This is a genomic window from Salinivibrio sp. KP-1, assembly GCF_000968645.1.
GTDB lineage: Bacteria > Pseudomonadota > Gammaproteobacteria > Enterobacterales > Vibrionaceae > Salinivibrio > Salinivibrio siamensis.
Genome location: NZ_LAQR01000048.1, coordinates 434,833 through 459,394 on the forward strand (window position 1 = coordinate 434,833; position 24,562 = coordinate 459,394).

The 24,562-nt window shown below is 51.4% G+C and carries 22 protein-coding genes; 15 read left to right on the forward strand and 7 right to left on the reverse strand.

Features of this window, described 5'->3' with window-relative positions:
• Window positions 1–96: 96 nt before the first annotated feature.
• From zwf to WN56_RS15285, 6 genes are all read left to right on the forward strand, one after another.
• Entirely contained in the window at window positions 97–1,599 is a 1,503-nt protein-coding gene (gene zwf, locus WN56_RS15260; protein ID WP_046075800.1) for a glucose-6-phosphate dehydrogenase, read from the forward strand.
• Window positions 1,596–2,321, forward strand: a complete 726-nt coding sequence (pgl, locus tag WN56_RS15265) for a 6-phosphogluconolactonase (protein ID WP_046075801.1) — start codon at window positions 1,596–1,598, stop codon at window positions 2,319–2,321. The genes zwf and pgl overlap by 4 nt, the downstream gene beginning before the upstream one ends.
• An 11-nt stretch (window positions 2,322–2,332) precedes the next feature.
• Window positions 2,333–3,781, forward strand: coding sequence for a decarboxylating NADP(+)-dependent phosphogluconate dehydrogenase (gnd, locus tag WN56_RS15270; RefSeq protein WP_046075802.1), 1,449 nt, complete (start codon window positions 2,333–2,335; stop codon window positions 3,779–3,781).
• A 113-nt stretch (window positions 3,782–3,894) separates the two neighbouring features.
• Window positions 3,895–4,182, forward strand: coding sequence for a DUF134 domain-containing protein (locus WN56_RS15275; protein WP_046075803.1), 288 nt, complete (start codon window positions 3,895–3,897; stop codon window positions 4,180–4,182).
• 334 nt (window positions 4,183–4,516) lie between these two features.
• The gene (locus WN56_RS15280) at window positions 4,517–5,026 is read left to right on the forward strand and encodes a NifB/NifX family molybdenum-iron cluster-binding protein (RefSeq protein WP_052708129.1); all 510 of its coding nucleotides are present in this window, start codon (window positions 4,517–4,519) and stop codon (window positions 5,024–5,026) included.
• Window positions 5,019–5,438 carry a PaaI family thioesterase gene (locus tag WN56_RS15285; protein WP_052708130.1) on the forward strand — a complete coding sequence of 140 codons (420 nt, stop codon included), beginning with the start codon at window positions 5,019–5,021 and terminating at the stop codon, window positions 5,436–5,438. The genes WN56_RS15280 and WN56_RS15285 overlap by 8 nt, the downstream gene beginning before the upstream one ends.
• Here the strand turns inward: WN56_RS15285 and WN56_RS15290 are convergent.
• The 3 genes from WN56_RS15290 to WN56_RS15300 are packed head-to-tail and all read right to left on the reverse strand — an operon-like array spanning window position 5,431 to window position 10,225.
• Window positions 5,431–6,402 (reverse strand): L-threonylcarbamoyladenylate synthase, encoded by a 972-nt coding sequence (locus WN56_RS15290; protein WP_046075804.1) that lies wholly within the window; start codon window positions 6,400–6,402, stop codon window positions 5,431–5,433. The genes WN56_RS15285 and WN56_RS15290 overlap by 8 nt on opposite strands.
• An 8-nt stretch (window positions 6,403–6,410) precedes the next feature.
• A complete protein-coding gene (locus WN56_RS15295; protein ID WP_082084474.1) occupies window positions 6,411–8,858 on the reverse strand; it encodes a DUF2309 domain-containing protein in 2,448 nt (815 codons plus the stop codon).
• Window positions 8,858–10,225, reverse strand: coding sequence for an NADH-quinone oxidoreductase subunit L (locus WN56_RS15300; protein ID WP_046075805.1), 1,368 nt, complete (start codon window positions 10,223–10,225; stop codon window positions 8,858–8,860). The genes WN56_RS15295 and WN56_RS15300 overlap by 1 nt, the downstream gene beginning before the upstream one ends.
• A 99-nt stretch (window positions 10,226–10,324) precedes the next feature.
• Between WN56_RS15300 and WN56_RS15305 the strand changes: the two genes are divergently transcribed.
• Complete coding sequence (locus WN56_RS15305; RefSeq protein WP_046075806.1) at window positions 10,325–11,257, forward strand: LysR family transcriptional regulator; 933 nt, start codon at window positions 10,325–10,327, stop codon at window positions 11,255–11,257.
• Here WN56_RS15305 and WN56_RS16805 read toward each other — a convergent pair.
• Together WN56_RS16805 and WN56_RS15310 are read right to left on the reverse strand one after the other, a co-directional pair.
• Window positions 11,193–11,354 (reverse strand): DUF2256 domain-containing protein, encoded by a 162-nt coding sequence (locus tag WN56_RS16805; protein ID WP_074214700.1) that lies wholly within the window; start codon window positions 11,352–11,354, stop codon window positions 11,193–11,195. The genes WN56_RS15305 and WN56_RS16805 overlap by 65 nt on opposite strands.
• Entirely contained in the window at window positions 11,344–12,918 is a 1,575-nt protein-coding gene (locus WN56_RS15310; protein WP_082084475.1) for a deoxyribodipyrimidine photo-lyase, read from the reverse strand. The genes WN56_RS16805 and WN56_RS15310 overlap by 11 nt, the downstream gene beginning before the upstream one ends.
• A 239-nt stretch (window positions 12,919–13,157) precedes the next feature.
• On the opposite strand from WN56_RS15310, the gene WN56_RS15315 reads away from it, so the two are divergent.
• The 4 genes from WN56_RS15315 to WN56_RS15330 all read left to right on the forward strand — a co-directional run bounded on the left by WN56_RS15315 (window position 13,158) and on the right by WN56_RS15330 (window position 17,583).
• Entirely contained in the window at window positions 13,158–13,937 is a 780-nt protein-coding gene (locus WN56_RS15315; protein ID WP_046075807.1) for an ABC transporter ATP-binding protein, read from the forward strand.
• A complete protein-coding gene (locus WN56_RS15320; RefSeq protein WP_082084476.1) occupies window positions 13,934–14,797 on the forward strand; it encodes an iron-siderophore ABC transporter substrate-binding protein in 864 nt (287 codons plus the stop codon). The genes WN56_RS15315 and WN56_RS15320 overlap by 4 nt, the downstream gene beginning before the upstream one ends.
• Window positions 14,794–16,761, forward strand: coding sequence for a Fe(3+)-hydroxamate ABC transporter permease FhuB (fhuB, locus tag WN56_RS15325; RefSeq protein WP_046075808.1), 1,968 nt, complete (start codon window positions 14,794–14,796; stop codon window positions 16,759–16,761). The genes WN56_RS15320 and fhuB overlap by 4 nt, the downstream gene beginning before the upstream one ends.
• An 87-nt stretch (window positions 16,762–16,848) precedes the next feature.
• The gene (locus WN56_RS15330) at window positions 16,849–17,583 is read left to right on the forward strand and encodes an SDR family NAD(P)-dependent oxidoreductase (protein WP_052708132.1); all 735 of its coding nucleotides are present in this window, start codon (window positions 16,849–16,851) and stop codon (window positions 17,581–17,583) included.
• A gap of 18 nt (window positions 17,584–17,601) precedes the next feature.
• Here the strand turns inward: WN56_RS15330 and WN56_RS15335 are convergent, their stop codons facing one another.
• Window positions 17,602–17,907 carry a DUF6482 family protein gene (locus tag WN56_RS15335; protein WP_046075809.1) on the reverse strand — a complete coding sequence of 102 codons (306 nt, stop codon included), beginning with the start codon at window positions 17,905–17,907 and terminating at the stop codon, window positions 17,602–17,604.
• 220 nt (window positions 17,908–18,127) lie between these two features.
• On the opposite strand from WN56_RS15335, the gene phhA reads away from it, so the two are divergent.
• Complete coding sequence (gene phhA / locus WN56_RS15340) at window positions 18,128–19,000, forward strand: phenylalanine 4-monooxygenase (RefSeq protein ID WP_077579115.1); 873 nt, start codon at window positions 18,128–18,130, stop codon at window positions 18,998–19,000.
• Window positions 18,993–19,334: a 4a-hydroxytetrahydrobiopterin dehydratase gene (locus WN56_RS15345; protein ID WP_046075811.1), complete on the forward strand. Its 342-nt coding sequence runs from the start codon at window positions 18,993–18,995 to the stop codon at window positions 19,332–19,334. Before phhA ends, WN56_RS15345 begins: the two co-directional genes overlap by 8 nt.
• Window positions 19,335–19,514: 180 nt before the next feature.
• On the opposite strand, the gene WN56_RS15350 is transcribed toward WN56_RS15345, so the two are convergent.
• Window positions 19,515–19,703: an ATPase gene (locus WN56_RS15350; RefSeq protein ID WP_046075812.1), complete on the reverse strand. Its 189-nt coding sequence runs from the start codon at window positions 19,701–19,703 to the stop codon at window positions 19,515–19,517.
• Between the two features lie 182 nt (window positions 19,704–19,885).
• Between WN56_RS15350 and WN56_RS15355 the strand changes: the two genes are divergently transcribed.
• A complete protein-coding gene (locus WN56_RS15355) occupies window positions 19,886–21,094 on the forward strand; it encodes an EAL and HDOD domain-containing protein (RefSeq protein ID WP_046075813.1) in 1,209 nt (402 codons plus the stop codon).
• A 2-nt stretch (window positions 21,095–21,096) separates the two neighbouring features.
• Window positions 21,097–24,549, forward strand: a complete 3,453-nt coding sequence (locus tag WN56_RS15360; protein WP_231637465.1) for an ATP-binding protein — start codon at window positions 21,097–21,099, stop codon at window positions 24,547–24,549.
• Window positions 24,550–24,562 lie beyond the last annotated feature (13 nt).

Genomic DNA, 24,562 nt, shown 5'->3' on the forward strand with positions numbered 1-24,562 from the left:
GAAATCAATAGGTAGCGCCAATTACCAATTTGGCCTTAGCGCTGCTAATTTGTGGCGCAAATCACATGCAGTACCTTTATTATCAAAGGAAAGATGATGGTAATTCCAGAAAACAGCAGTATTGTTATTTTTGGTGCATCTGGCGATCTGACCTTCCGTAAGCTGATCCCAGCCCTGTACCACTTATATGCGAACAAACAGCTGCCTGCGTCTTTCGCGATTCTAGGCGCAAGCCGCACCTTCTACAGTGACGAGTCATTTCGCGATAAACTACGTCACTCCATGCAAGAGCTTGAAGAGACCGATCCTGCCACGCTCGACGCCTTTATGGCGCATGTTCACTATCAATCATTTAATATCTCTGACACCAACGAATATGGTGCGTTGACAAGCCGCTTGGATGCGCTTTCTGACCAATATGGCTTTACTCAGCGCAATACGCTTTTCTACCTCGCGACTCCACCGAAGCTGTATAACTTTATTCCTGCCTGCCTGGCAGCGCATGGCCTCAATGATGAGAGCAACGGTTGGAAACGCTTGGTGGTTGAAAAGCCGTTTGGCTATGATCTTGCCTCCGCGCGTCAGTTAGACAAAGACATTCATGCTTATTTTGCCGAGCATCAGATCTATCGCATTGATCATTACTTAGGTAAAGAAACGGTGCAAAACCTACTGGTTTTCCGTTTTTCTAATGCGATGTTTGAACCGCTTTGGAACCGTAACTTCATTGACTATGTAGAAATTACGGGGGCTGAAAACCTTGGGGTAGAAGGCCGCGGTGGTTACTACGATCAGTCTGGTGCGGTGCGCGACATGTTCCAAAATCACTTGTTGCAAGTGTTATCGCTCGTGGCGATGGAGCCTCCGGCGCAAATCAATGCTGACGCCATGCGTGATGAAGTATTCAAAGCGTTGCAGTCACTCGAGCCGCTCTCTGAAGACGACTTACACAATAACCTAGTGCTAGGTCAGTACACCGAATCTCACGTGGGTGGTAAGCCACTGCCTAGTTATCGTGATGAGCCAGGTGTGGCGGAAGACTCGCGTACTGAGACCTATGTTGGCCTGAAGATGTTTATCAACAACTGGCGTTGGAATGGGGTGCCGTTTTATGTGCGCACCGGTAAACGCTTGCCAACACGCGTGACCGAAGTGGTGATCCACTTTAAACAAACTCCGCATCCTGTATTTGGTAAAAATGCCCCTGAGAACCGTTTGGTGATCCGCATTCAGCCCGACGAAGGCATCCAAATGAGCTTTGGTCTTAAAGAGCCAGGTGCCGGCTTTAACGCGAAAGCGGTCAATATGGATTTCCATTATACGTCGCTGGAAGAAACCCAGATGCTGACCGCCTATGAACGTTTGTTGCTAGATGCCCTCAAAGGCGATGCGACCTTGTTTGCTCGCAGTGATGCGGTCGAAGCTTGCTGGCAGTTTGTTGAGCCTATTCTGCAGTACAAAGAAAATGACAAAGCCTTGTTTGGCTATGCCTGCGGAACATGGGGACCGAAAGAAGCGGATCAGTTGCTGGAGCGTGATGGCCATGCTTGGCGCTTTCCCTGCAAAAACCTGACTGACACGGAATACTGCGAATTATGATAAATGCCCAAATTTTTGATGATGCCGACGCGGTGGTCAATCATTTAGCCGACGCGATGCAAGCGCTCAGCGCGCAAGATCGTGCTGTACACATTTCGCTTTCTGGCGGCAGCACGCCCAAAATGCTGTTTAAGCGTTTAGCCAGTGATGATTATGCCAATGCGATTCAGTGGCAAAACCTGCATTTTTGGTGGGGCGATGAACGCTGTGTGGCACCGGATGATGCCGAGAGTAACTTCGGCGAAGCCAATAAGCTGCTGTTTAGCCACATTCGCATTCCGGAAGAAAACATTCACCGCATTCGGGGTGAGGAGGATCCGGACGTGGAAGCGGCGCGCTTTAGTGCGGAAATGCAAGCCTTGATCCCAAGCGAAAACGGCACGCCTGTGTTTGATTGGATTTTGCTGGGCGTCGGTGGCGATGGCCATACGGCCTCACTGTTCCCGCACGATCCTCAGTATGACAATACCGCGCTCGCGCTGGTGGCTTCGCATCCAGAGTCGGGGCAAAAGCGTGTATCAAAAACCGCCCGTGTGCTGCGCGCGGCGAAGAAAATCAGTTATCTGGTGTTGGGTGAAGGTAAGCAAGCGATCGTGCATGAGATCGCCACACACGAGCCTACCCAACTGCCATATCCTGCCGCCAATATCCGTAGTGCCAAAGGCACCACGGAATGGGTACTCGATGCCGCGGCAGCAAAAAAATTACCAGAACAGAATTAATGGAGAGCACGATGAAAGGTGATATCGGCGTAATTGGTTTGGCGGTCATGGGCCAAAACCTGATCCTTAACATGAACGACAACGGCTTTAAAGTGGTGGCGCATAACCGTACCGCGGCCAAAGTCGATGAATTTCGGGAAGGCCCAGCGAAGGGCACCAACATTGTTGGCGCTTACTCGTTAGAAGAGCTGGTTGAGAAGCTCGAAAAACCCCGCAAAGTGATGCTGATGGTTCGCGCTGGTGATGTGGTCGATACCTTTATCAACAAACTGACGCCATTGCTGGACGAAGGTGACATCATTATCGATGGCGGTAACACCAACTACCCAGATACCAACCGTCGCGTGGCAGCACTGCGTGAAAAAGGCATTCACTTTATTGGTGCTGGTGTGTCTGGCGGTGAAGAGGGTGCACGTTTTGGTCCGTCAATTATGCCAGGCGGCTCAGAAGAAGCATGGCCAGCTGTTAAACCTATCTTCCAAGGTATCGCAGCAAAAACAGATAGCGGCGAGCCATGTTGTGACTGGGTCGGCCGTGACGGCGCGGGCCACTTTGTGAAAATGGTGCACAACGGTATCGAGTATGGCGACATGCAGCTGATCACCGAAGCGTATCAGTTCATGAAAGACGGCCTTGGCATGAGCCATGACGAGATGCAGCAGGTGTTTACCGATTGGAACAAAACCGAGCTAGATAGCTATCTGGTCGAGATCACTTCAGACATCTTGGGGTATAAAGACCAAGACGGTGAGCCACTGGTTGAGAAAATTCTCGATACTGCAGGTCAAAAAGGCACCGGTAAATGGACCGGCATTAACGCACTAGATCTTGGCATTCCGCTCACTCTCATTTCTGAGTCCGTGTTCTCACGTTGCCTGTCGGCACTTAAAGATCAGCGGGTCGCGGCAGAGAAGCTGTTTGAAAAACACATCCAGCCGGTTGAAGGCGATAAAGCCGAGTGGGTTGATGCGCTGCGTCAAGCGCTGCTGGCGTCAAAAATTATCTCTTACGCGCAAGGCTTTATGCTGATGCGTGAAGCGTCTAATGAGAATGGCTGGGATCTAAACTACGGTAACGTTGCACTGATGTGGCGCGGTGGCTGTATTATCCGCTCAGCCTTCTTGGGTAATATCCGTGATGCGTTTGATAAGGATCCTAACTTGGCCTTCTTGGGCTCAGATGCGTACTTTAAAGGGATCTTGGATAACTGCTTGGCAGCATGGCGTAAAGTGGCGGCAAAATCGATGGAAACCGGTATCCCAATGCCATGTACCACATCGGCGCTGACCTTCTTGGATGGCTACACCACGGCACGCTTGCCCGCGAATTTGCTGCAAGCACAGCGTGACTACTTTGGCGCGCACACCTATGAGCGTCTTGATCAGCCGCGCGGTGAGTTCTTCCACACCAACTGGACAGGCACCGGCGGTAACACCGCCTCGACCACGTACGACGTGTAACGTGACAGACTAAGTCACTGCCTGTCGCAATAAATAGAAAAGGGATGCCTCGGCATCCCTTTTTGTTGGCATAAGCAATAAACTCACTTAGCATAAGCGAAAAAGGAGATCCTATGCCGCGTCCTAAAATGCCCCGCCGTATCTGCGGGAAACCCCATACCAACTGTTTTAAACCCAACGCCATTCCACTCAGTGAGCTAGAGACAGTGACCATTGGTTTGGATGAGTTCGAAGCCATGCGCCTTGTTGATCATCAGGGTATGCAGCAACTGCAAGCGGCGGAAGTCATGGGCGTATCTCGTCAAACGTTAGCCAACCTAGTCAAACGCGCCCGCGCCAAAACCATCGCCTGCCTCGTAGAAGGCAAAGCCTTGGTGTTTGAGTCAGAAGAGTCGTGTTAGGTTAGCCATCTACAAAAACAAGATCTGTGCTGCGTGTGACTCACCAAGGTGCTTTTATGGTTTACTAAACTGTAATTTCACGTCAATGATTGCCGTGAAAATAGGTATTTTTAAACCAATACTTCCATTTAGTTATTGTCATTCATCATGCGGCTTAGCAAGGATGCGCGCGTGTTCGAAAAAGCATTCTGTCGCGCGACGTTGCAGCTTGACGCGAATACTCTCGATGCCTTGACGCAACTTTCCTCATTTTTCTTTCACAGAATAGTTTGCATATGCCACAAATAAAGCGTATTTTTTGGCATATGCTATTTATATAAAGAGAGAACGGAAGATGACAATTGCTATTGCGATGAACCAAGACCGCCCTGCGGGACACTTTATGAAGGCCGAGCACTTTGCGCTGTTTGACGACGATGGCCAAGCACTCGTTCAGTTCGCCAACCCACGTGTAACAGAAGGTTGCGGTGCCAAAAACGCCTTGATAGCGATGCTGAAAGCTAACCAAGTAACACGTGTGGTGACTCGTCATATTGGCGAGCATGCGTTAGCGGGATTACTTGATGCTGGCTTACATGTTTATCAGTTAACTAATGGTCGCCTAAATCCCACCCAGTGGTTGTCGCCTGCGTACTGGCAACCGCTTACGGATGCCAGTCAAGGACGGCCGGCGTTGCAGCGAATGAAGCAGCAATCCCAACCACGGAAAAGGGCTTGTTGCACTGATCGAATGTGCGGGTGTGGTTCTAAACGCAGTGGGTTAGGTTCTGAGCATCGCGGATGTGGCAAGCGGCAAGGTAAAGGCGGTCAGGCCAGTGGACAGGGTTGCGGTTGCCATGACTGAATTACGCGTGATGCCGCCACGGTCGCATCATCAGTGTGTGGCTTGTAGTGACAATGGGCTGTTTAATCTTAGATTTTACCAAGACGATGAAACTGCAGTGAGCGCAAAAGTATGGTTAGAAAGCACTTGGCAGGGGTATCAAGATCAGCTACACGGTGGGGTGGTTGCCACGCTTTTAGATGCAGCTTTCACCCATTGTACCTTCTTGTTTGCCCCGCAAAGTGTGACAGCGTCACTTAATATTCGCTATCACCATCCAGTGCCCGTTGCCGTTGAGGCGGAGGTACGAGCATGGTGTATAAAAGCGAAACATGGAATGAGTCAGTTGGAGGCAACGCTTACCGTTGCGGGCACTGTGTGTGCCAGTGCAACGGCAAGCTTTATGCGAATGCGTGCGTCAAAAACTAGCTAACGGCGCGGCGCAGGCGATCATGCACGGCAAGCCACGCTTCACCATGAGGAGGCTGGGCGAGCCAGATCTCATCGACGCCGAGTTGGTCGGCTTGGGCAAGTTGGTGATATAACGCTTGCCCGTAGCGTGCAGCGTCATCTGGCATGGCAATACAGACCAGATCATCCCGTGCTGGGGCATCGCCAAAGTGAAGCAAGGCCGCTCGTTTTTCCGGATGGGGCGCAGGGAGATCAGACAAGTCTGCCGCCACCATCTGTAACCGGGTGTTGGGTTGGTAATGGCTTCCCACATTGCCGGGCACCACGGTGTCGTGCTGCTCAGGGGCTTCGACTGTTTCACCCAGCACGGCGCTCAGCTCGCTGGCGGTGATTGGACCGGCGCGAAGTACGCGGAATGGACGCTTAGTAAGATCGACAATGGTCGACTCCAGCCCATGTTGGCAAGGGCCGCCATCAATCACCGCAGCGATCTTGCCGCCTAAACCATGCATCACTTGCTCCGCCGTGGTGGGGCTGAGCTTTTTATACGGGTTCGCAGACGGGGCGGCAACAGCAAGCTGATGGGTGGCGAGCAAGTCTAACAACACAGGTTGCGCGGGTACGCGAAGCCCAATGGTATCCAATCCACCCGTGACCACTGGTGAGATATGCTCGGCACGTGGCAACAGCAGTGTCATCGGCCCTGGCCAGAAGGCATTCGCCAGCTTATACGCTTCATCCGGGATCTGCATTGCCCACTCGGTGATCGATGCGACGTCACCGAGATGAACAATCAAAGGATGATTGGCGGGTCGCCCTTTAGCGGTAAAAATGCCCGCGACGGCGTCTGGATTGCTGGCATCCGCTGCCAAGCCGTACACGGTTTCTGTGGGCACCGCGACTTGTTCGCCGGCTTTCAGCAGCTCGGCGGCTTGTGTTAGATCCGTTGAACACTGCGCTGAGAGAAGTTGCGTTTTCAACGACATGCTCCGTTTTATTTTGCTACGTTCAGGTGATACCACTGACCCGAGCGATCGCGTTGCCATACTGCACCTTGCGCATCAATTTGCATCAAGTACAGCCAGCCGTGATTCGCCAGCGCGGCTATATCGTCATGGCGTGCAAGTATACTATCAATTGCCTCCCGAGGGGCAGCGATAAATACGCTTAATCGCACTGGCTGGTGGCGATATCGACGGCCATCGTGCACGGATTGATGCGATAAGCCAATTCGTAAGTCGCCGCCATTCCCTTCAAATACGCCAATGTGGCCACCCACGATGTTGTGTAGCAGCTTGTTTCCGCTGCCGAACTTTTCTGGTGCGGTGACAGAAGCAAAGTACTGCAGATTGATCCAATTGGTCACCACCATGGGCGCGGTGAGTATGGTTTCAAGCTGGCTAAAGTCACGGTCTTTGTGCATGTCGTAGTCGTGTAAAAAGCTGCGACCTTGCAAATTAATCTGTCGAGACAGGGTGCGCGGGCCCACGATTAACGCCGCGTTGTCGCACAGTCCCCACTCAGGACGCATTTGCGCCCAGTCTTTGGCCCGTGTTCCAAAGAAGCGTTTGAGTTTGGATGGCTGGATAGGCGCCTGATCAAACTGACTGGCGCGGGTAGCACGTGCTTGCTCGCTTGCGTCGGCTAGCCAAGTTTGCCACTCGGTATGCTCGGGGGCGTGAAAGACATCCAGTGCGTCGGTGGTGGTGTTGTGCATGGCGGCATAAAAACGGGTACTGACGGGAATCGTTACGCCTTGCTTTGCCATGGCATCACGTACGTCGACATCGTTAAGAAGCTGTGCAAGTACGCGGACATTTACCTCGCCGGTTTGTCCGCCGCAGGCACCACAGTCAAGCCCTGCAGCATGAGGGTTGTTACAGGTTTCACTGCCATGACCCACCAACAAGACGGCATCGGCCAGTTGGTCAGCAATGCCCATTGCGCGCAAGATACCAGTGCCTAGCTCGGCCTTTTCTGCTGCGGTTAACGGTGTATTGTCACGGGTGAGCGCCCAATCACTGTCAGTATGGCTGAGTCGATTTAGCGGGTTCTCGGTGCCAGAAATGCGCAATGCGCGTTTTAGCAAGCTCACTAGCTTTAACATGCCACCGGCTTCGACCATGCCTAAATTGGCGGCGGGCGCATCAAGACTGCGTTGCCAGCCGAGCTTGGTCATTCGCAACCAGCGTTCGGGGGTAGCATGAGTTTGTGAGGCGGTGACCGCTGGCGCCAGTAAGCCGGGCAGTTGTGGCCGATGAATATGGCTATCAGTGGGCTGATAGGCAATCGGCAAGCCAAAAAAGCCAGCAAAGCCAAGGGTTTGAATTCGTTCGGATTGCGCTTCTAATGCGCGACGCATTGGCTCAGAGCGCACATCGATACAAAATACAGCCTGAAGCGTGGGGGAGGTATCGAGCGTGTCGACACTGGCCTGCGCGGATAGGGCGTGTGCCCAAGGGCGCTGCTGACTGATTTCCAGCGCTTGTTGCCAAATCCACAGGGGCGCGAGCTGTTGTTGTGCTTGGTGATACCAATGGCGTACATTCACCGCTTGATGGTGCATGGACTGACGAATGCTTGCCCACGCTGCGTCACGATGTTTAGCAAGCCAGCGTGCCAGCACTGTATCCCACGCGAGTAAAATCGCGAATAGGCCCATGCCATGATCTTGCTGTTCACTGTCACTGAGCTGTTGTTGCCAATCTAACCAGGCTTGCCAGCTTGCCCAACCCGATAAACCGTGCATAAGCGCGTGGCAATAGGCCAAGTTACCGTCTTGGTCGTGAAGAGTCGGTTGCCAAAAGGTGGCAGCCTCAGCGATCAGGGCATCGATTTGGGTGGGCAGTGCGGCGAAATCGGCGAGTAAATCCACGCCAGTGAGGGTTTTAATGCCTTTATCTTGGCTCACCACATCCAACCAGCATCGATAAAGGTGCTCACCGCCTTGGCCTTGAGCATCAAAACGCTGTGGGTATTGGTGATAGAGCGCGAGAAACTGGCTCACTTGCTGCTGGATTTCTTGCTGCCACGATAAGCCTTCTTGCGCTTCTCGAGTGCGGTCACACAACTCAGCCAATGGCTTCCAACGCGGGAGATCACTGTTATGGCTGCGCAGCGCACGCAGACAATCACTTACCGTCAATGCGCTGCCAGAGGTTGAAATGGCCTCGGCAAGGTGTGCCTCACTAATCGGCGATTGCCAATGTGACAGATAGTACGCCGACGACATTAACGGACAATGGCCGCTTAACACCGCTTGTTCGGCAAAAACTTGCTCAATGGGGGTAAAGCGTTGCGGCCACCATGGGTTCACCGCAATCATTTGATCCAACGGCCAGCTTGGCGCAATCGCGGCGACCGCTTGCTGTGTGGCATCGCGAAAATCGCTCACATCGAGGGACTCAGGGTATGCAGATACATTGGGCGTTTTCGCAATCATTAACGCGTCTCCTTATGCGGTTGCCATTGGGTCGTTTGTAGTTGGATTAAAGAAGCACTTGGCCACCATTTGAGTGTTAGGCGCGTCGCCCATTCATCAAGGTAAGCGCCGGCGTTCAGCCAAATAAATAGGCGATTCACCCACGCTTTGTGAGGCCAGTACTGGACCGCCAGTGACAGAGCAAACAGCGCGATAAACAGCACCAGCGCAAAGGCATCGGCAAATAAGTAGGTGGCATTACCGCCCGCGACAAACACAATCAAGCTATGTTTAATGGCGGCGTAGAGTCCGAGCAGGCCAAGTGCAAACACGCTACTGAGCAGCACGCGTGTCGGGCGGGCAGCGCCTGGGCGCGTAAGGGCTGGTAATAGCAGCATGGTCATCGCCATCCAGAGCAACCAGCCGGCGGCCAAGCTATTTAAAATACCGACACTCAGATGCACGGCGACAATCAAACCGGCTGCGGTGGCCATCGCGGCAAGCCAATGGCTACGACGCGGGACTGAGGCATCAGCCAGTTGGGTTGCGAGCCAATGATTCACGCCATTGCCGCTGTTGAGGAAAGAGAATGCCTTGTAGAAAGAGTGCGCCAGTAGGTGCAGCAGTGCCAACTCGTAAAGACCTAGGGCGATTTCGACTAACATCAGCCCCATTTGGGCGACGGTCGACCACGCCAGTTTTACCTTGATGCTCACGCGTGTCAGGCTCACCAGCCCAGCAACCAGTGTACTGACGCCCGCGATAACCAGCAGTGCCAAGCTGGCACTGGGGCTCGCCGCGAGTACTGGCGCGAACAGCATCAATAAGATCCCGCCAAGGTTCACAATGCCAGCATGCAACAAGGCAGAGACAGGTGTTGGCGCTTCCACCACTTGAATGAGCCAGCCGTGCAAGGGTAGTTGAGCGCACTTGATAATCGCCACGCCCACCAACATAAAGGCGGCGATGCTTACAGTCAGCGTATGAGGTTGCTGGCTGACTTGAAACATCAATTGGTCAATTTGCGCGGTTTGGTAGTGGAAAAACAACAGTAAAAATGCGCCACCGAGTAGCAATTCGCTAAAGCGGGCGAGCAGCATTTTTTTGTGTGCCGCGAGTTGGGCGCGAGGCCGATGCGGATAGAAAAGAATTAAGCGACCCAATGAGAGGCTAACCGCCACCCAGGCGAGCCAAAACAGCAACAGGTGATTGCTGACTAAAACCAACAAGACTGCCGACAAGGTGAGCAGTAAAGAGGAAAGAAAACGGTGTTTGTCGGCTTCACCTGCAAACGCAGTGGCACTGTATCGCCAGATAACACCGCCAAGAAGAGCAACCAGTGCGAGCAGCACCAGTTTGAGCGGGGTGACGAGAAATAGGGATAACATGACTTACCTCACAGCAATAGTTATGAGATACATTGTGAAAACTTACTACAGTTAAGTAAAATACATAATAAATCATTTTTCATTCTGTTTTAGAGAACGATGAGCCGACTTAACTACCATCATTTGTATTATTTCTGGCAGGTGGCGCGCCACGGCAACCTGACTCAGACCGCCCGTCAGCTGCATATTTCGCAGTCGGCGCTGTCGTCGCAAATCAAGCAGCTTGAACAGGCGATGCAGGTGCAATTGTTTGAGCGCCAAGGTCGTACGTTGACGTTGACCGAAAGTGGCTATCAAGCGATGAACTATGCCGAAGAGATATTCCGCCAAGGGGAAGAGCTTGAGCAGTTGCTATCCAGCGGCGGGGCCCTGTCCAGTGCCACGATTCGCATTGGCACCTTATCCACCATGTCGCGGAATTTTATCGAGCAGTTTATTCAGCCATTGGTGAATCAACGAGAGTGCCGCTATGTGTTGCAGTCGATGGATCAAACCGGCTTACTCCATGCGCTGTCTGATCACCAGTTAGATTTGGCGCTAACCAATATTGCGGTGCGGGGCACCAATAAACAGATTTGGCAGTATCAGCAATTGGCACGCCAGCCGGTAGCCGTGATTGGTTGGCCGGGTAAAGCCTTGTCGCCGACCTTAGACGCCAGCTACCAGCACCAAGCGTGGGTGTTACCTTATGGCGATAACCCGATTCGCTCGGGGTTTGATGCCATCTCTGCGCAGTATCAACTCAAGCCTTACATCATGGCAGAAGCCAATGATATGGCGATGCTACGCCTGTTAACCCGCGACAATGACGCGTTGGCGGTAATGCCCGAAGTGGTGGTTCGCGATGAGCTAGATAGCGGCATGCTTACCCGCTATGCTTTACTGCCGAGTGTGTATGAGCCGTTTTATGCGGTATCGATTAAACGTCAGTGGGTGCATCCGCAACTTAGCTCGCTGCTAGAAGCGTTTAGATCTTCGCCGCTCGCGCATGGCGACGACCTTCGCGACGGCAACGGTCAGAGCAATACCTAACCTCGTCCCAACAGCGCGCCCACTTTTTACGCCACGTAAACGGGCGTTCGCACGTCAAACATACCTTGCTGGGAAGATGTGGCTTTTTATGCGCCATCTTGGTTGTCTCCGATAGATTGAGCAGCAGGTGAACGTGATTTTTGAGCGCGCTTGTCCGCGTGCCCCGGGCTTTTTCGTTGTTCAGGGCTGTTTGTTCGCTCAGGGCTGTTTGGACGCACATGGGTGGCGAGGATCCGTGCTTTCTCGATACGAACGGCGTCTTGTTGACGAAACGACCATAAAATATCTCGCGCACGTTTGCCGGTTTGTTCGATATCGACAATGGGTTTTGGGTAGTCTTCGCCAAGCTCCACACCGTACATCATCGCTTCCATATCGGTCATTTGCCATGGGGTGTGGATCAAACTGTCGGGCAAGGGAGAAAGCTCGGGTAACCATTCACGAATAAATGCCCCTTCCGGATCTTGCTCCTGCGATTGTTTCACTGGGTTATAAATACGTAAGGTATTGGCGCCTGTCACGCCAGCTTGCATTTGAAATTGGGGGTAATGAATACCGGGCTCAAAATCGAGAAATAACTGCGCGAGGTGATGCACACCGCGGCGCCAATCAATCAATAAATGGTGGGTTAAAAAGCTGACCAGCATCGCCCGCATACGAAAGTTGATATAGCCAGTGACGTGTAGGCAACGCATACAAGCATCGACGAGCGGATAACCGGTATTACCTTGTTGCCATGCGCGCAGGTGCGCATCACTCTGCGGACCGTTTGCGTACTCAAAATGTAAGTAGCCTCGATTGACGGGCCGATGCTCCATGTGGTGCTCGCTTTCAAATTTCTGCATAAAGTGACAGTGCCAATGCAAACGCGACACCATAGCTACCAGCGCTCGCCGCCAGCCCTTTTTCTGCCAATGGAGGAGGGTGATTTGATACATCTCGCGCAAGCTGATGTTACCCCATGCAAAATAGGGCGACAGTCGCGTACAGCTTTTGCGGCTGGCGAGCGGTTTAGAGATGTGGCGCTGATAGGTTTGCCCACGCTCGCGGAAAAAAGACTGCAAGGTTTTATACGCCCAACTCGGCCCGCCGGACTGAAAGCGTGGCGCGGGAGAGTCCCAGTTATGGTGACCGAGCGAAGGTAGCGTGAGTGATGCGTTTAGCCAGCGCGCTTGTTGCCAATCAGGATCGGCAAGGGGAGCGCGCATCACTTTTTGCCATTCAGCGTCCCAATCAACCCGATTTTTAGCGCCGCGGATCACTGCGCCAGTGGGGGATTCATGCCACGGGATCTGATGGCTCTCCAGCCATTTCGCCACCGCTTTATCACGAGAAAACGTCGCGTCGACGCCAATTTCTTGATGGCTGTACACCGCACCAATGGCCTGTTGCCGGTGGATAGCGTCGAAAACGGCGAGCGCCTCTCCTTGGCAAATGGTGACGTGACCGCCCAGTGGTGCGAGCTGTTGATTGAGATCGCACAGCGATTGCCAGACAAATCGCCAATGGCGCTCACTATGGTGCGGATCGTTAAGCAGCAGTGGCTCAAACAGGTACAAAATCACCAAGGGACGCCCCGCGGCAATGGCAGCTTGTAAAGGGGCATGATCCCGCAGGCGTAAATCGCGTTTTAGCCATACAAGGCTGATGGGCGCGGACATAGGGCTCTCGTCAGTCGTAACAACAAACTTTTATTCACCCTTGGCGGTACGAGGCTGAATGACGCTTGGATCCCTAATAGTGACTTGGTTGAGGTCTAATTTCTCTCATTAACAAGCGCTAAGCATACAAAGCGAAATCAAAATGGTTTGCATTTGCCTTTTAAGCATCGGAAAATTAGCGCTCTCAGAGATAACGGGCAAGTGCTACGCGCTTGTGTTTGCAGAAGTAGGATCGAGATATGTTAGAGGCAAAGGACGTTGCGTTTGCCGTCAACGGAAAAGTGTTACTCGATAAGGTGAGCTTGTCGTTTACGCCCGGAAAAATCTGTGCGTTGGTCGGGCATAATGGCTCGGGTAAGTCGACGCTGATAAAGTTGTTAGCGCAGCAACAGGCAATCAGCAGCGGGCAGATCGCATTAGACCAAAAGCCCCTGTCGAAATGGTCAGAAAAAGCCTTTGCGCGCGAGGTGGCGTATTTGCCACAGCATTTACCGGCAACAGACAACTTGACCGGGTATGAGTTGGTCAGTTTTGGTCGCTATCCTTGGCATGGTTTGCTGGGGCGGTTGACCAAAGCCGATCACCAAGCGATCAACGAGGCAATGGCGCTGACTGGCACTCAAGATTATGCCGAGCGCTTGGTCGATACCTTATCGGGGGGCGAGCGCCAACGGTTGTGGATTGCGATGCTGCTGGCACAGCAAACGCGTTACTTACTGCTCGATGAGCCGCTATCTGCACTGGATGTAGCCCACCAAGTCGAAGTGATGACCTTGGTGCGCAAACTCAGTCGAGAGTTGGATAAGTCCATCATTATCGTGGTGCACGACATTAATATGGCGGCACGTTTTTGTGATGAAATTGTCGCGCTGCACAGCGGACAAGTCCTGACTCAAGGCGCGGTCAGCGATGTGTTTCAAGAGTCGGCCCTTAAATCGATTTATGGCATTGAGATGCCGATTGCCGATCATGCCGCCGGTTATGCGGTTGCTATGCCGGGGGAGTTATCGCCGGTATGATCAAGTCCTCTTTTCTGACGCTTGTGGTCTGGCTGACTGCGGCCATGATGTCAGCGAGCGTCAGCGCGTCACCTCGTATTCTCTCGCTGGATTGGACCCAAACTGAAACCTTGTTGGCGCTAGGCATTACTCCAGTCGCGGTCGCGCAAAAGGCGGATTACAATTCGTGGGTGAAAGCCCCGCCCATTCCAGAAAAAACCGTCGATATTGGGCTTCGCACCCAGCCGAACATGGAGCGTTTGGCCGAGCTTCACCCCGATAAAATTCTAATTTCACCCATTTTTAAGGCGATGAAGCCCAAGCTAAGCACCATTGCGCCGGTCAGCTCGATTCCTCTGTATGAAAGTGGCTTAAGCTGGACGTCGTTAAAAACTGTGACGCGGCAAATTGCGCGTGAGGCCAACCGTCCGGAGGCTGGTGAAACCTTGATTGCCAATGCGAAACAGCAATTAGCGAGCCTGCGCGATACCATTCCCGGCGAACAACCACCGCTGCTGATGATCCAGTTTCTCGACGCCAACCATGTGCGGGTGTTTGGGACGAACAGTTTGTATCACGCTGCCATCAGTGAGTTGGGGCTCAACAACGCGTGGCAAAACACCACCAACAGTTGGGGATTTAGCATGGTCTCCACCCGCGAGCTGCTTGACCTTGATGCGCAATTAGTGATTGTTCGCCCGCTCCCCGCGGGCGTCGAGCAAGCCCTTCAGACTAATATGTTTTGGCAATATTTGGTTAAACGTACGGGGCATACGCCCTTGATGATTGACCCTGTATGGAGCTTTGGCGCGATTCCGTCGGCGTTACGTTTTGCCCGCCTTGTGACCGCGGCATTGACCGAACAAGGAGGGCAGTCATGAAACTGAGTCTGTTATGGGTGCCTTTGGCGTTATTGGCGGCGTTGTTGAGTCTGGCCACCACTCAGTTGGGGCAGTGGAATGTGAATGCATCTATGCTCTGGCAGTCGCTGTGGTCGCTGGATGACAGCGCGTCGATTGGGGTAGTGATGCATTTAACCTGGTGGCCGCGCTTGGTCACTGCATTACTGGCCGGGGCGTGTTTGGGGCTGGCCGGTACTTTAATGCAACAGGTGTTGCGCAACCCCTTGGCCTCGCCTTCGACGCTGGGGGTGGCGAATGGCGCTAGCTTGGCGCTGATGCTAGCTACGCTTTATGCCCCTTGGCTACTGACTTGGTCGAGCGTGATGGTGGCGATGTCTGGCGGGGTGCTGACCATGTTGGTGGTATTTGCGCTAGCGTGGCGACGCGGCCTATCGCCCACCGTAGTGGTGATCGCGGGTTTGATTTTAAACCTTTACTGCGGCGCGCTCAGTACTGTGCTGCTGCTGATGAATCAAGAAGCGCTACATGGCATGATGGTGTGGGGCGCGGGCTCGATGGTGCAAACCGACTGGCACAGTGTGCAAGCCTTATTGCCACGTGTTGGATTGGCGGTCGTATTGATCCTTGCTCTATTAAAACCGCTCACCGTCCTGAGCCTTTCAGATGAAGGGGCAAAAAGCTTAGGCGTATCACTGGCGAAAATCCGTGTGATTGCACTGGGGCTATCGGTGCTGCTGACCGCGTGGGTGGTCAGCTTGATTGGCGTGATTGGCTTCGTCGGTCTTGCCGCGCCCGCGATTGCGCGCTTATGTGGCGCTCGCAAGCTCATCACCCGATTGAGCCTAGCGATGATTTTAGGCGCCTTGATGTTGGCAGCCACCGATTTGGCTGTCCAGCTGTTACCGGGCCGCCGGGCAATGATGGTGCCCACGGGCGCCGCCACGGCAGCGTTAGGTGCGCCGCTATTATTGTGGCTGTTGCCACGGGTATCGCTGGGCAACCGTCAACGCCAACAGATGCATGCCGGGACGCCCACGCCGCGTCAGGATTGGCCGTTAGGCCGAACATTGATGTTACTGGTGTTAGGTGTGGTGATTTTTGCCACCGTATCGCGTCAAAGTGAGGGCTGGCAGTGGCTGGCGCTCAGCGGCGATTGGTCCTTGTTGGAATGGCGCTTGCCAAGGTTGCTGGCCGCGGCATTGGCGGGTGGTGTGCTTGCTGTTGCGGGTGCCGTGCTTCAGCGTTTGAGTGCTAACCCGATGGCGAGCCCTGAAGTGATGGGGATCAGTGCTGGTACGGCGCTGGGACTGATTGTCACCATTTTTGCGGGCATGGGCGCATCTATGCTGAGCTTATATATCGGCGGTCTAATCGGTGCGGGGGCGACCTTGGCGTTGATTGTGCTGCTTAATCGCAAAACCGGCTTCCAACCAGAAAAGGTGTTGCTCACAGGAGTGGCCATAGCCGCTCTGATGCAAGCGGTACAAAGCTTTTTGATGGCGGGTGGCGACCCTCGCGCGTATCAAGTGCTCGCGTGGATTTCAGGCTCAACCTACTATGTGACTGACAGTACGGTGACCACATTGGCCCTGGTCGCCGCGGTGCTGGTGGCACTGGGGTTAATGTGTCAGCGTTGGCTCGATATTTTGCCGCTCGGTGGCGAAACTGCTCAATCACTGGGGGTTAAGGTAGGGCGTGCCCGCATGCTGTTGCTGGCCCTCGTCGCGGTCATGACCGTCAGTGCCACCTTGGTGGTGGGGCCGCTCAGCTTTGTCGGCTTGATGGCGCCACACATTGCGCGCAGTTGGGGAGCGAAAAATGCTCGGGCGCATATGATCACCGCCGGATTGATTGGCATGGGATTGATGCTGTTTGCCGATTGGCTCGGACGACAATGGTTGTATCCGCAAGAAATGCCAGCAGGGATCATTGCTTCCTTGATTGGTGGGCTCTATCTAATGGTTGTGCTACGTAAGCTATAGTTTTAACACACGGTGATCGACAGGATCGCCTCACCCCTAACTAAAGAGATGCAGTTTGCATCTCTTTTTGTTTGAGGAGCCAAGAGAATGAACAGTGATTCCATGCAGCGTGTGGCGGTTGTCGGCGCAGGTGGCGCGATTGGTGAAGCCTTTTGCCGCGCGTTGCTCGACAAGCCATCCATTCAGCACGTCTTCGCCCTAGGGCGTCACCCCGAGCCACTTGCCGAAATAAGTGAAAAGGTGGTGCCTGTGGCGGTAAACATTTGCGATGAAGCATCAATCCAAGCAGCGGCCGAGCACATCGACGACAACAGCTTAGATGCGGTGATCATTGCCTCGGGAATGTTGCATGACGATGCGGTCAGCCCAGAAAAGCGGCTCGCGGCGTGCAGTAGTGAGGCCATGCATCAGCTCTTTGACGTCAACGCCGTCGCGCCGCTGCTATTGAGCAAGCACCTCGCGCCCAAATTGAAACGCAACGCCGAGGCGAAGCTTGCCATTTTGTCGGCGCGCGTGGGCAGTATCAGTGATAACCGTGCGGGCGGTTGGTACGCCTATCGTGCAAGTAAAGCGGCGGTGAACATGCTGATCAAATGCATGAGCATTGAGCTTGGCCGTCAAGACAAGTCATTAACCGTGGTCGGTCTGCATCCGGGGACGGTCGATAGCCATTTATCCGCGCCATTCCAAGCCAATGTTAAGCCCGGTAAGTTATTCAGCCCAGCCCAATCGGCTGGCTATTTGTTGTCGGTGTTGGATGGCCTCGACAGTCGTCATACGGGTCGATTGTTTGCGTGGGACGGGGAAGAAATTGCCCCGTAGGTTGGGGGCATTGTTGGGTTATTTCCAATGCAATGGCTGCTCTAGAGTCGACAAAGGCTTTTCCGTGCTAAGCCCTATCATTTCATCGTATGCCGTGTCAGTGACTAGCACGTACTGCGCGGCGTTAACCCATTCAAAATCATCTTTCACCGCCAGCAAGCTGCGAGATAAATAGGGTTTATCGCCTTGATAAATCAGCTTTTGCTCTACCGTATCGCCGTGACGCAAAAACGCAATGGCTTGATATAACATGCCATCAATGCCACGGATCTGAATCTTGTCAATGTTGTCGTAATTTATCAGTTCGCTCAGTTGTAAATTCATCACTCGTCCCTGCAGTTAGGCCTTTTCAACCACTACGGACCACGCAAGCGCGCGGATCCCTCAAGGTTGATGCATTGCCCGTAGCGACAGCCTTTTGGATGCGCGATGTAAAATAAATGTTACGCAAAGGTAAAATTAAAACCGTGGTGAGGAGATGATTTTCTCTGCAAAGTCGACGTAACCTGTGAGTAACGGAGACATTGCGTAAGGCTAAGGGCCGCTGTTTACGCGCGATTTTTACGCCAGACAACGACACAAGGCGGTGAACGTGAAACAGAGTAAATACGAATCCAAACCAGTTGATGAGCTGGGTCGTGTAGCCTGGTCGGCACAAGAAAACGATGTATGGCGCCAGCTAGTTACACGGCAGCTTGCATGTATCAAAGATAAAGCGTGTCAGGAATATCTCGACGGGTTGCGAATGCTGGATTTGCCGCATGACACGGTACCACAGATCCCAGATGTGAATGCCGTGTTAATGCGAGAAACGGGCTGGCAAGTGGCCCCTGTGCCTGCATTGATTGATTTCGACCATTTTTTCGCCTTGCTGGCGGATAAGAAATTCCCTGCGGCGACCTTTTTGCGCACCAAAGACGATTTCGATTACTTGCAAGAGCCGGATTACTTTCACGAGATTTTTGGTCACTGTGCGATGCTGACTCACCCAGCGTTTGCGGAGTTTACCCATATGTACGGCCAGCTCGGTAAGCAAGCCACGCCCAAAGAGCGCGTTTATCTTGCACGCTTATATTGGTTTACGGTCGAGTTTGGTTTGCTCAGTGACTCGCAAGGCAATCGCAGTATTTATGGCGGCGGGATCTTGTCTTCGCCGGCGGAGACTGAGTACGCCTTTAATAGCGACAAAGCGGTGCGTAAGCCTTTAGAAGTGATAGATGTCATGCGCACGCCATACCGGATTGACATCATGCAACCCATTTACTTTACCATTGAGTCGATTGACGATTTATTTGCCATCAGTCAACGTGATTTGATTGCTGATGTGCATCAAGCGATGGAACTGGGCCTTCATGCGCCTTTATTCCCGCCCAAACCGAAAAAGACAGAACAGCAAAAGGAAACGCAACATGTCTGAACTAACTGAGTTGAAATGTGAAGCCTGCGATATTGATGCCCCTTTGGTCAGTGCTGAGGAAATGCCAGCGCTGCTTAAAGACATTCCGCAGTGGCGCAAAGTAACACGAGATGGGATTGATCAGCTCGAACGTGAGTTCACCTTCCGCAACTTTAAGTTGGCGTGGGCATTTGCCAACCAAGTGGCTGAGCTGGCTGAGCAAGAAGGACACCATCCCGCTATCTTACTGGAGTGGGGTAAAGTGACCGTGACGTGGTGGTCGCATAAGATTAAAGGCCTGCACAAAAATGATTTTATTTGTGCGGCGAAAACCGACGGCATTGCTCCTGAGTAAACCAGAAAAACGCCCCGAGTTTGAGCTCGGGGCGGATCTGTGTCGATAATCTTCTGTCTATCCCAGCCACGCAAGTATCAACCCTGCGCCGCTAATGCCTTTCATTATCATCTCTCGGCATCTTCTTCGTAGAATAAGATAGATTTAAAAAAGTTACGCGGTCACGTCTTCGTATTGTTCTTACTCTTCTTCGTCGCTTGTGTCTTTTTGCTTAACGGCAAAATACTGCGCTAGGATTTCGTCAGTGAGCTCACCTTTCTCCTCAAGGGCTTTGAGTTTTGCCACAATCGCTTTTTGTTCGTCGAGTGATGGCAAGGTGTCCGGCTCATGCTCGGGCGCGTCATCGGCAAGTTGATTCAAAACATCCATAAATATACCTCGTGATATGCTTAGCGCAGAGCCTAGCAAAAATCGTGATTTTGCCCAAGCAAAAGACGAGCACGTCCCAAGTAGTTGGACTTAACACACTCAGTTATATCAAAAAAAAGGCGCCATAAGTCATACCTTTGGTCTACGTTTGTAGTAAGGGATTGTTTTAAGGAGAGTGAGTTGTGAGTGAAATTTTTTTTTCGTGCCAGCCCATCTTTGACGAAGCGCAGAACCAATGGGGCAATGAGCTTCTGTTTAGGGAAGGTCAAGAAAACAAGTTTCCTTCAATTGATGAAGATACGGCGACATCGCGCATTCTCAGCGCCAATTTTCTATCAGGGAAAGAACTCGATGATAGCTTGCGATACGTGGTGAGCTTTTCGGAGGCGGCACTGCTTGATGAGATCCCCTTTTCTATTCCAGTAAAATCTTTGGTGATCTGTGTCACTGCAAAGTGCAATGCGACGCCAATGCTAGTGAAGCAACTGGAGTCTTACCGGAAAGCAGGCTTTACCATTTTAGGAGAGAGTGATGTCTTCTCGAGCCGCTGGCAAAGGCATCTGGACTTATTCGATGTGGTGCGGGTCAGTATGGCAACAGAAAGCTTGAACGAGTGGACCGCAGCGATTTCGGACTATGCCCAGACGCGTTTTATGGCAAGTAAAGTGGAGAGCAACGAAGAGTTTGTTTTGGCTAAACAGCTTGGGTTTAGCTTGTTTCAAGGATACTTTTTCGAACAACCTCAAATTAAAAGTCATAGCGATGTGGCACCCTCAGTAATCAGTTTACTGGATGCGTGTATCGTGATTAATCGCAGCCCTCATGATATAGATGAAATCACAGAGGTTATCTCTCGCGATGTCTCGTTGCTCTACAAAGTCGTCACAAGTGCCAATATCTTAGCGAAGTCAAAAAAGAAAGCGATCACTAATCCCAAACAAGCGGTGGTGTACTTGGGGTTAGAGTCATTGCGGCGACTGATTTCTCTGCTGATTATGTCTAACATGAATCATCAAGAATGCTCACACTTGCAGAATGCGGCCATTCTTCGGGCCATTTTTATGCAGCAAGCAGGCCCATTGATGAACGACTTGGACCCTGATGAAGCTTTCTTGGTGGGCGCTTTTTCACTCCTGGACGCGATGTTAGGTGTTCCAATGGAGGATGTCGTAGAGCAACTTGCCCTAAACCAACAGGCAAAACAAGCATTACTATCACGTGCAGGCCCTTATGGTGACCTCTTGGAACTATGTAAACATATTGAGCATGCGAATTGGGATTGGGTTGGGTCACTGTGTGAAAAAATGTCGCTAAGAGAGCGTGCGGTTTTAAAAGCGTTTGATAAAGCCCGATACCAAACCCAAACCCTGGCGGCGACAATGCAGGTGTGATCATGATGAATAAAGTAGGTATGCGGCTCGCTGTCATTTTAATTGTATTAGCAACCTTACTGTTGGGTGTGTTTGGTTATTACAATTATCATGTTGCTAAAGGTCGGCTTGAGTCTGATATGAACCAAGACATTAATTCTATCACTCAACGCCTAAAGCAACGACTTCCTACTTTGATGTGGAATTATGATTTTAATAATGTTCAAAATGACTTAGACAGTGAAATGGGCTCTCGTTATGTCCACCGCCTTGAGCTGACGGATACCAATGAGCAATTTCGTTATGTGACTGACTCTAAAGGCATGCGGTCAAGTGATGAGCTAAAAGAAATCAACGTTCCCTTGGTCTATGATCAGGGAGAGCAATCTGTGGATGTGGGTCGACTGATCATTTATCAAGACAGTCGATATATCGATAAAGAGCTTAACACAGAAATACTTCGCACTGCGACGCAAATCATTCTACTGAACTTGTTGGTTGGTTTTTTTATTTGGAAATACGCCAAGCAAATTAATCGAGCGGAACAAAGCCGTGCGTATTTAAATACGGTAATTCATAGTTATACTGACGCGTTATTAGTGCTCGGTGATAAACACAGTATTATTACCATTAATGATTCGGCTAAGAAACTATTCGAATTAGAATCTGTGCCCGATGAAGCGATCAGCCTATCGACGATTATCTCTCGCGTAAGCCCTAATTCGCGCGGCTATTTTTCACAAGCGCTTTATGGCCTCGGTGGGCAGTTACAGCGGTCGTACGAGATAGATACGGATCAAGGTGTCCGTATTGTGCAGGTCAAATCAACCCCCATCAAAGATGAAGATCCTAGAGCGCTGAACGTAGCGATTATTCGCGATATCACAGAACAACACCTGGATAAACAGAAAGTATCTAAAGGGGCCGAGCTTTTTTCTGCAATGAAAAGCTTACAAGATAAGTTTCTTATCAGGGAAGACTTTGGTAAGAGCTTTCAGGATGTCTTACAGATACTGCTAAGGATAGGCGAAAGCAATCATGGCATTATTGTTGAGGTAGGCCATAACGACGAAGAAGCAATAAAGAACAACTTGCCTTATAAAGTGCTGGCACAAACGCGATTGGTGAAAAATGAGTTTATTGGTGAAGAGTTTGTGCGAGGACTCATTGAGGAAATTATCGAGACCAAGCAAAGCAAACGTAGTCTGCAAATGGCGAGTGTGGCGGGGAATAATCAGAAAATGATTATTAACGTCTACGGTACGCCTCTATATATGTCTAGCCAGATGGTAGGGGTGGTGTGCTTGTTTGACGAGTCGACCACTTATAATGAAGAGCTTCAGGGGTGGATTGAGCCGATACTATCAAGTTTGAGCGCTATGGTGCACTTTGTGCAGCAGAAGGCGCTTAATGATATGATTTCACGGGAAATGGCACGGGCTAAAGAACAAGCCGAGCGAGCAAATGAATCGAAGACCAATTTCCTGGCGATGATGAGCCATGAGATTCGTACACCGATGAATGGCATTGTTGGCATGTCTAATCTTTTGATGGAGACCTCGCTCAATCAGCAGCAACGCTATTTTGTTGATACCTTACAGCACTCTTCGACTGCACTGTTGAATATCATTAACGATGTACTCGACTTAACCAAGATTGAAGCCGGCAAGATGACGCTCACCAAACAGTCATTAGATCTGGCGGAACTTGTTCACGAATCCTTAAGTATTTTTACCGCAAAAGCAGCGGAAAAACAGTTGCGCTTACATTGTTATATCGATCCTGATATGCCCTGTGACATTGAATTAGATGCCATGCGCTATAAGCAGGTGATCATAAACTTGGTCGGCAACGCCGTTAAGTTTACAAAGCAGGGGCACATTGCTGTGCGCTTATTCCAACGGCAAGCAGGCGATGGTTCGGTCACATTGGTCATGGAAGTAGAAGATACAGGGATTGGGATCCCGGAAGACCGCCACGAAGCTATTTTTGAGAACTTTACGCAAGTCGATAATTCGTATTCACGTTCTTATCAAGGCACAGGACTGGGCTTGCCTGTCTGTCGTAAGCTTTTACGCCTAATGGATGGTGATATCTCTATCCGCAGTCGAGAAAACCAAGGCACGACTTTCACTGCAGAAGTACCCGTGACGGTGGCGAATACTGACTCGACATTGATGTCAAGCTACGAGCCTGACGAGAGCATGACAGATAGCAAGGTTTACCTCGTGTCTGAAGACGCCATTTTGATAGAAATACTATCGACCTATTTAGAGCGTCTAAAGTTGGATTTAATCAACTATTCGGATGGCAGTGAGATAGCTTTTGATAACTCGAGCCAATCAGTGTTGATGATCGATCAGGACAAAATGCAAAGCTGTCAGCGTTTGATCGGTCAAGCACATAAATCGATTGCTATCAGCCATGATGGCCATCATGACACTGGCATGGCGACGCTGACCTGTCCGATTTATCACGTTGAATTGTATCGTGTATTGAACGAGGATGAGAATGCATTGACAGAGCCTGGACCCGTGGCTGGGCAGTATGATGATATTCAATTCAATCTCAACGTTCTAGTGGCCGAAGATCACTTGGTTAACCAAGAATTGATTGACATTATTTTGTCCAAACTGGGCTGTCAGCGCGCGCTTGCCGTCAATGGTAAAGAAGCGTTAGAACTTCACAAGTCTTCGCCATTCGACATCATTTTAATGGATTGTCAGATGCCAGAAATGGATGGTTTTGAGGCGACACGAGAGATCCGAAAATTCGACAAAACCACGCCCATTTTGGCTGTGACAGCTAACGCGCTCTCAGGCGATGCAGAGCGTTGTGTGGAGGCGGGAATGAACGGGCATCTCGCTAAGCCATTCAGTAAAGATCAACTCATTGAATTGTTGCTCCTATATGCGAATCCAGATGCGGTCAGTTATGGTGATAAGAATACTGACGAAGAGGAAACAAGGTTGGATGATTTGGCCAGTGAGCACTTTACAGATGCATCCATAGATACAAACTCCTTACCAGAACCAGAACCAGAACCAGAACCAGAACCAGAACCAGAACCAGAACCAGAACCAGAACCAGAACCAGAACCAGAGCAGTCATCCGGAGGGAGCACAATGAGCGATACCTCACCCCCAATTGATATCCAGCATGTCAAAGACCAGATCGGTGATAGCATGGACTTGGTAAAAATGCTGCTTGATAAGTACGTAAAAAACCAAACTAATGATTTAGAGGCGTTGAAGGCCGCGTTTGCAGAGCAAGATATCGGCAAGATCAAAAAGCTTGCCCACAAAATGAAGGGGGCAGCGGCAATGATTGGAGCCAAAGAGCTATCACAAACATGTCTTGAGTTGGAGAAATCACCGCATGATGAGTTGGAGGCGCTACACCCCTACCTCCAGCCGATAGAGGATCAGACAACACGCGTGATTCAACAGGCAGAGCATCTATCTGAAACATCTTGATACATTATTCGGC